Source organism: Mesorhizobium sp. M0166 (genome assembly GCF_040322255.1).
In the GTDB taxonomy this organism is placed as follows: domain Bacteria; phylum Pseudomonadota; class Alphaproteobacteria; order Rhizobiales; family Rhizobiaceae; genus Mesorhizobium.
Genome location: NZ_JAMYTD010000049.1, coordinates 36,891 through 43,318, shown reverse-complemented (window position 1 = coordinate 43,318; position 6,428 = coordinate 36,891). Strand labels below are relative to the sequence as shown.

General features: G+C 61.7%; 6 protein-coding genes and 1 tRNA gene. 6 read left to right on the top strand and 1 reads right to left on the bottom strand.

The window, feature by feature from the left end:
- Positions 1-132: 132 nt before the first annotated feature.
- Positions 133-207, bottom strand: a tRNA-Gln gene (locus tag NKJ46_RS30570).
- A gap of 652 nt (positions 208-859) precedes the next feature.
- On the opposite strand from NKJ46_RS30570, the gene ppdK reads away from it, so the two are divergent.
- The 6 genes from ppdK to NKJ46_RS30540 all read left to right on the top strand — a co-directional run bounded on the left by ppdK (position 860) and on the right by NKJ46_RS30540 (position 6,356).
- Positions 860-3,535 carry a pyruvate, phosphate dikinase gene (ppdK, locus tag NKJ46_RS30565; protein WP_352493322.1) on the top strand — a complete coding sequence of 892 codons (2,676 nt, stop codon included), beginning with the start codon at positions 860-862 and terminating at the stop codon, positions 3,533-3,535.
- Between the two features lie 85 nt (positions 3,536-3,620).
- Positions 3,621-3,806, top strand: coding sequence for a hypothetical protein (locus NKJ46_RS30560; protein ID WP_352493321.1), 186 nt, complete (start codon positions 3,621-3,623; stop codon positions 3,804-3,806).
- 170 nt (positions 3,807-3,976) lie between these two features.
- The gene (locus tag NKJ46_RS30555) at positions 3,977-4,126 is read left to right on the top strand and encodes a hypothetical protein (protein ID WP_023721750.1); all 150 of its coding nucleotides are present in this window, start codon (positions 3,977-3,979) and stop codon (positions 4,124-4,126) included.
- A 181-nt stretch (positions 4,127-4,307) separates the two neighbouring features.
- A complete protein-coding gene (locus tag NKJ46_RS30550; protein ID WP_352670388.1) occupies positions 4,308-4,475 on the top strand; it encodes a hypothetical protein in 168 nt (55 codons plus the stop codon).
- Between the two features lie 167 nt (positions 4,476-4,642).
- Positions 4,643-4,816 (top strand): hypothetical protein, encoded by a 174-nt coding sequence (locus NKJ46_RS30545; protein ID WP_352465314.1) that lies wholly within the window; start codon positions 4,643-4,645, stop codon positions 4,814-4,816.
- A 436-nt stretch (positions 4,817-5,252) separates the two neighbouring features.
- Complete coding sequence (locus tag NKJ46_RS30540; protein WP_352670386.1) at positions 5,253-6,356, top strand: glycosyltransferase family 9 protein; 1,104 nt, start codon at positions 5,253-5,255, stop codon at positions 6,354-6,356.
- The last annotated feature ends 72 nt before the right edge of the window (positions 6,357-6,428 follow it).

Below are 6,428 nucleotides of genomic sequence, written 5' to 3'. Positions count from 1 at the left end.
AGAGAAGCGGCTGCGTTTCATGTCCTGGTCCTCTCGATGGCCAGAACGAACTTCAAACCGGATTAGATCAGAGGGGCAAGGTCAATAGGTATAAACCGTAACCTATGTGTCCGGAATGGACCCTCTTGAACTTGGCTGGGGCGCCAGGATTCGAACCTGGGAATGTCGGTACCAAAAACCGATGCCTTACCACTTGGCGACGCCCCAACAGCCGGAGCGTGCCCGCTGTGCGCGCGGCCTTATAGGACGAGCCGAGGGAAAGCTCAATCCCGACAAATTGACTACGCGCGACCGATTCACCGGTCTTGCAATCGTCAGATTCAACGGGCCTATTCACCTAAGCTGCCAATTATCCGCTGGGTCGACGAAATGGAAACTGCCTGGCGCCGGGAAATGACAAGATCGGCCTGACGAGTGGTGGCGCCGGCATTCTCAAGGCGCTCAACGTTTCCTCCAGCCTTTCGGAATAGCGCACCGGCAGCGGCTTGGCCGGCACATCTTGGCCATCCGCCCGAAAACCGACGTCAAGCCCTTCGGCAGAGGCTGAATAAGTCGGCCCCTTATTATCGGTGAACGACCACGAAAAGGCCGCGCTGTAGAAAGCCTTCAGGCTGTCCAGCGTGCTGCATGTCGCAGTCATTTCCAAACATCGAGCTTTCCGGCCATTCTCATCGCTCTGTCCATTTGTTCTCGTTATGTTCTCAAACAAAGCTCTCCAAAAAGCAAGTCTTTTCGGCGCCGCTTTTCCTTAATCGATTGTACGGGCCGGCCGGCTTGGCCGATGCCTTGCCTTTCGCACCGCACCATCATATCGCTCGATTGGCTAATATTTCCATCCGTCTGCAACCCGGGAGCAAGCATGACCAAGTGGGTCTATACCTTTGGCGATGGCACCGCGGAAGGTCGCGCGGGCGACCGCAATCTGCTCGGCGGCAAGGGCGCCAACCTTGCCGAAATGTGCAGCCTGGGCCTGCCGGTGCCGCCGGGCTTCACCATCACCACCGAAGTCTGCAACGCCTATTACGCCAACGGCCACACCTATCCGGCCTCACTGGAGACGGATGTTTCGGTTGCCCTCGACCATATTGGCCGGCTGACCGGGCGCCGTTTCGGCGATCCGTCGAAACTGCTTTTGGTGTCGGTGCGCTCCGGTGCCCGCGCTTCCATGCCCGGCATGATGGACACCGTGCTCAATCTCGGCCTCAACGACGAGACGGTCGAAGCCTTGGCCGCCGATTCAGGCGATCCGCGCTTTGCCTATGACAGCTATCGCCGTTTCATCCAGATGTATTCCGACGTGGTTATGGGCCTCGACCATGAGGTGTTCGAGGAGATCCTCGAAGACCAGAAGGGCGGCCTCGGCCATGAGCTCGACACCGAGCTAACAGCAATCGAATGGCAAGGCGTAATCGCGCTCTACAAGGCCAAGGTCGAGGAGGAGCTCGGAAAGCCGTTTCCGCAGGATGCGAACGAGCAGCTGTGGGGCGCCATCGGCGCGGTGTTTTCCAGTTGGATGAACAACCGCGCCATCACCTATCGGCGCCTGCACGACATTCCCGAAAGCTGGGGCACGGCAGTCAATGTCCAGGCCATGGTCTTCGGCAATATGGGCGACACCTCGGCTACCGGCGTTGCCTTCACCCGCAACCCGTCGACCGGCGAAAATCAGCTCTATGGCGAGTTCCTGGTCAACGCGCAGGGCGAGGATGTCGTTGCCGGCATCCGCACGCCGCAGAACATCACCGAGGCGGCGCGCATTGCCGCCGGCTCCGACAAGCCGTCGCTGCAGAAGCTGATGCCGGACGCCTTCCAGGCTTTCGTCAGCATCTCTGACCGTCTGGAAAAGCATTACCGCGATATGCAAGACCTCGAATTCACCATCGAGTGCGGCAAATTGTGGATGCTGCAGACCAGGTCCGGCAAGCGCACCGCCAAGGCGGCGCTGAAGATTGCCGTCGACATGGCCAGGGATGGCCTGATTTCGAAGGAGGAGGCCGTCGCCCGCATTGATCCGGCCTCGCTCGACCAGTTGCTGCATCCGACGATCGATCCGAAGGCGGCGCGCGACATCATCGGCGTTGGCCTACCGGCCTCGCCGGGCGCTGCCACCGGCGAGATCGTGTTTTCCTCCAACGACGCCGAGGAGGCCAAGACACAAGGCCGAAAGGCGATCCTGGTGCGCATCGAGACCAGCCCCGAAGACATCCATGGTATGCATGCGGCCGAAGGCATCCTGACGACGCGCGGCGGCATGACCAGCCACGCCGCCGTTGTTGCGCGCGGCATGGGCAAGCCCTGCGTTTCGGGCGCAGGCTCGCTGCGCGTCGACTACAAGGCCGGCACGCTGATGGCGATGGGAGCGACCTTCCGCAAGGGCGAGATCATCACCATCGACGGCGGCAACGGCCAGGTACTGAAGGGCGCTGTACCCATGCTGCAGCCGGAACTCTCGGGTGATTTCGCCGCCATCATGGAATGGGCCGACGGGGCGCGCCGCATGAAGGTGCGCACCAATGCCGAGACGCCGCTGGATGCGCGCATGGCGCGCTCCTTCGGCGCCGAAGGCATTGGCCTTTGCCGCACCGAGCACATGTTCTTCGACGGCGACCGCATCGTTGCCATGCGCGAGATGATCCTGGCCGATACGGAAAAGGAGCGGCGAACGGCGCTGGCCAAGCTGTTGCCGATGCAGCGCGCCGATTTCCTCGAACTGTTCGAGATCATGGCCGGGCTGCCGGTGACGATCCGCCTGCTCGATCCGCCGCTGCACGAATTCCTGCCCAAGACCGAGGAGGAGGTGGCCGAGGTCGCCGCCGCCATGAAGGTGTCGCCGGACAAGCTCCGGCGGCGCACCGAAGCGTTGCACGAGTTTAATCCGATGCTCGGCCATCGCGGCTGCCGGCTTGCCGTCTCGTATCCCGAAATCGCCGAGATGCAGGCACGAGCCATTTTCGAGGCGGCCGTCGAGGCCGGCAGGAAGGCCGGCGCGCTGGTGGTGCCGGAGATCATGGTGCCGCTGGTCGGGCTGGTGAAGGAGCTCGACTTCGTCAAGGCACGCATCGACGCCGTCGCCAAAAGCGTGATGGAGGAGACCGGTGTCAGAATCGCTTATCTGACCGGCACGATGATCGAACTACCGCGCGCCGCAATCCGCGCCCACGTTATCGCGGAGGCGGCCGAATTCTTCTCCTTCGGCACCAACGACCTGACCCAGACCACGTTCGGTATCTCGCGCGACGACGCGGCCTCGTTCCTTGAGACCTACCGGCAAAAAGGCATCATCGAGCAGGATCCATTCGTGTCGCTCGATATAGAGGGTGTCGGCGAGCTGGTGCGGATGGCGGCCGACAAGGGCAGGGCGACGCGGCCCGACATCAAGCTCGGCATTTGCGGCGAACATGGCGGCGACCCAGCCTCAATCCATTTCTGCGAGAAGGTCGGCCTCGACTACGTCTCGTGCTCGCCCTACCGGGTGCCGATCGCCAGGCTGGCCGCCGCGCAAGCGGCAGTGCAGGCTGCGAAAGCCAGAGCGTGAATCGATCCCGCCGACGATTCCTCCGCGTGGCAAGGAAGGTTGATGTTTTCGATCCGCCGTGTGAAATGGCGACGGGATGGTGCACATGTCTGATGATGAACAAACCGCCGCGGCGCGCTGGACGGTGAAGTCCGAGCTCCGCGCCGTCGGCCGCGACAAGCCGCTGCTACTGGTGCTGGCGGCGATCCTCTGTCTCTATTGTGCGTTCATCGCCGGACCGATCGTCTATGCGGTGCTGGCCATCGACGGCATTGCGGATTTCTTCAAATGAAGCCGATTCCGGCGATTTCGCTCGCGTCCCGGTTCCCGAGTCTATCGCGCCCGAAATTGCTCGACCTGGATGAAATTGCTTAGCCGGGATGAAACTGTTACGCCTATCGTCGTACCTGGAGGGGTGCGGGAGGACATGTGACGATAAGAATCAGGCTTCCAGGCGGGACTTTGAAGATCAAGAAAAGGGACGAGCTGCGGCGGCGCGAGCAGAAGCGCGAGGTGCCGGTTTGGCAGGTCGGCAATTACTTCGTCATCTGGTGGCCGAGCGGGATGTCCGATCGCCCATCCTCGCCCAACAAGTCCTCGCCCAGGAAATAGCCCCCGCACCCAACGATCCCGGCTGGGCGTGACGTTTCCGTGCAGGATCAGGAACCGCCGTGCGTGCCAAAACTTCCGAGACCGCTCGACAAATCCCAGAAAAAGTCGGCGGGCGGGCGTTGACTCTTCCGCGACGGAAGGTCTTTGATGCTGCATTGCACAATTTGGGGCGGCGGAAGCGATGGCAGTGCGTATCAGAATGCCAGGCGGCACGCTGAAGATGAAAGTGTACCGCGAATTGCGCGACCGCGAGCGCGCCCGCCGCATTCCCGTCGTCAAGCTCGGCCGGCTTTATTTCACCTGGTGGTCGAACCGCCAGCGCCTGGTTGGCGACCAGTCGCGAGGGTGACGCAGAAATTTTTTCGGCTTGCCATGCGCCTGGGAAGCCCGCCCTGACCTCCACAGGCGAGCTCGCAAAATAAGTTGATGACGCTGCTGTTGACTCTCCCGTAACGGAAGGTCTCTACTTACCGCATTGCACGAAAATTGCTGCGTGGCACAACGGGAGGCGGACCGATGGCAGTGCGTATCAGGTTGCCTGGCGGCACTCTGAAGATGAAGACCTATCGTGAGTTGCGAGCGCGGGAACGCGACCGCCGCGTGCCTGTGATGAAGATGGGCTCGCTGTATTTTGTCTGGTGGTCGAAGAGCCAGGACCTGCATCAGAAGCCGCAGGACAGCAGACGGTGAATCCACCTCGCTCTGACCTTGGTCAGTGTTTGGGTGGGAGTCAGAGTTCTAGCAAGCAAGGCCTGTCGTGAAGCCACGCGCGAGCGATATTTAACCGTATCGCCAAAGAACGGTGCCGCTGGTTGGGCGCGAACAGGTCAGACAGTTTGTTGGGGCACTGCGTGAACTCTTTCAAGCACGATCAAGGGGATGGAACACGCACTGTAACCTGGTTCCGCCTCGACTTAATCTGGTCGATCTTGAACCGATAGATCCCCCGCGCAAGCGGTGCTGCAGGCCACAAAGAACGGCCGCAGATAAGAGTTTCAGTCCGCCGGCATCTGACCTTACCGATTTGTAACCGAATTCACGCGAACGTGCGTGTGTCGGCTCCAAATCCCGACATCGGTTTCTGCCCAGTTTCCGGCCCCCGAACCCGCCCCGGTGCCAGAAACACGTGTTGCAGAACCCGCCCACGCACGTCCGCTCGATTCTCATCCTCCAGACGAAATTCATCGGCGATCTTGTCCTCGCTTCCGCGCTCGCCAGAAACCTGCGCCTCCAATATCCCAAGGCCAGGATCGTGTTCCTTTGCGAGGCGAACTTTGCCAGTTTCCTGTTGGCTCATGGCATCGCCTCGGACGTGGTGGCGTTCCGACGCGTACGGATGCGTGGCACCCCTGTGCAGCGTGGTCGCGAGCTTTACGCGATGGTGCGCGCTCTGCGCCGGTTCCGGTTTGACCTGACCATCGACCTGGCCGATTCCAAAACCTCACGCATCATCGTCAGGCTCGTCAACGCCAAGACCCGCGTCGGATATGATCCTCCCGAAAAACCGTTGCGCTGGCTGGAACGCCAGCCCGCCAACGTCCTGGCCAAGCCTTTTGGCTTTGGTGGCCAGCATTATCTATACCGCTATCTTTCGCCACTTGAGGCGCTCGGCGTGGAGTTGCGTGCGCCGGTCCCAAAGATTGAGCCGCTGCCGCTGGAGACCGCCAAGGCATTGGCGCTTCTTGACCGGCATCATCTTCGGCGTAACGCCTTCATAGCCGTTCATACGGGAGCGAGCTTCCGGGGGCGCCAATGGCAGCCGGAACGTTTTGCGCTGGCGATCGACGAGATCTCACGGCAGACCGGGTTGGACTTCCTGCTTGTCGGCGGCTCCGATGAACGGGCATCTGCCGAGCGCATCGTCGCCAAGGCCGCTTCGCCGGTCGTCAACGTGGTCGGGGCGCTGTCGCTGGCAACGCTGCTGGCGGTCCTCGGCCAGGCACGCCTGTTTCTGGGAAACGAGAGTGGCCCGATGCACATGGCCGCCGCCGCCGGAACGCCGGTTGTCGGCCTGTTCGGTCTGACCGAACCGGCCGTCTGGGGCCCTGTCGGCGTGGCCAGCGTTACGCCGCGGCCCTCCATGCCTTGCGAGTGCATAGCCAGGGACCTGTGCCGCCGTCCCGATCCGAGCAAGGCTTGCTGCGTCTGGCGACTTGAGGTCAAAGCGGTGGTCGACGCGGTGCGCGCGATCCTTTCACGTAAGGTTAAGGACGTGGAGCACGCATTGTGACCTCGCGCTTGCCAAAGGCCGGGCCGGCGGTCAAATTGCCGCTGCCGACGCTTTTGCAGGGGCATCGTCCCG

Bases quoted from the DNA above. Each gene is read 5' to 3' on its own strand.
- NKJ46_RS30545 (WP_352465314.1), top strand. From the start codon at position 4,643: ATGGCAGTGCGTATCAGGTTGCCTGGCGGCACTCTGAAGATGAAGACC.
- NKJ46_RS30550 (WP_352670388.1), top strand. From the start codon at position 4,308: ATGGCAGTGCGTATCAGAATGCCAGGCGGCACGCTGAAGATGAAAGTG.
- NKJ46_RS30560 (WP_352493321.1), top strand. From the start codon at position 3,621: ATGTCTGATGATGAACAAACCGCCGCGGCGCGCTGGACGGTGAAGTCC.
- ppdK (WP_352493322.1), top strand. From the start codon at position 860: ATGACCAAGTGGGTCTATACCTTTGGCGATGGCACCGCGGAAGGTCGC.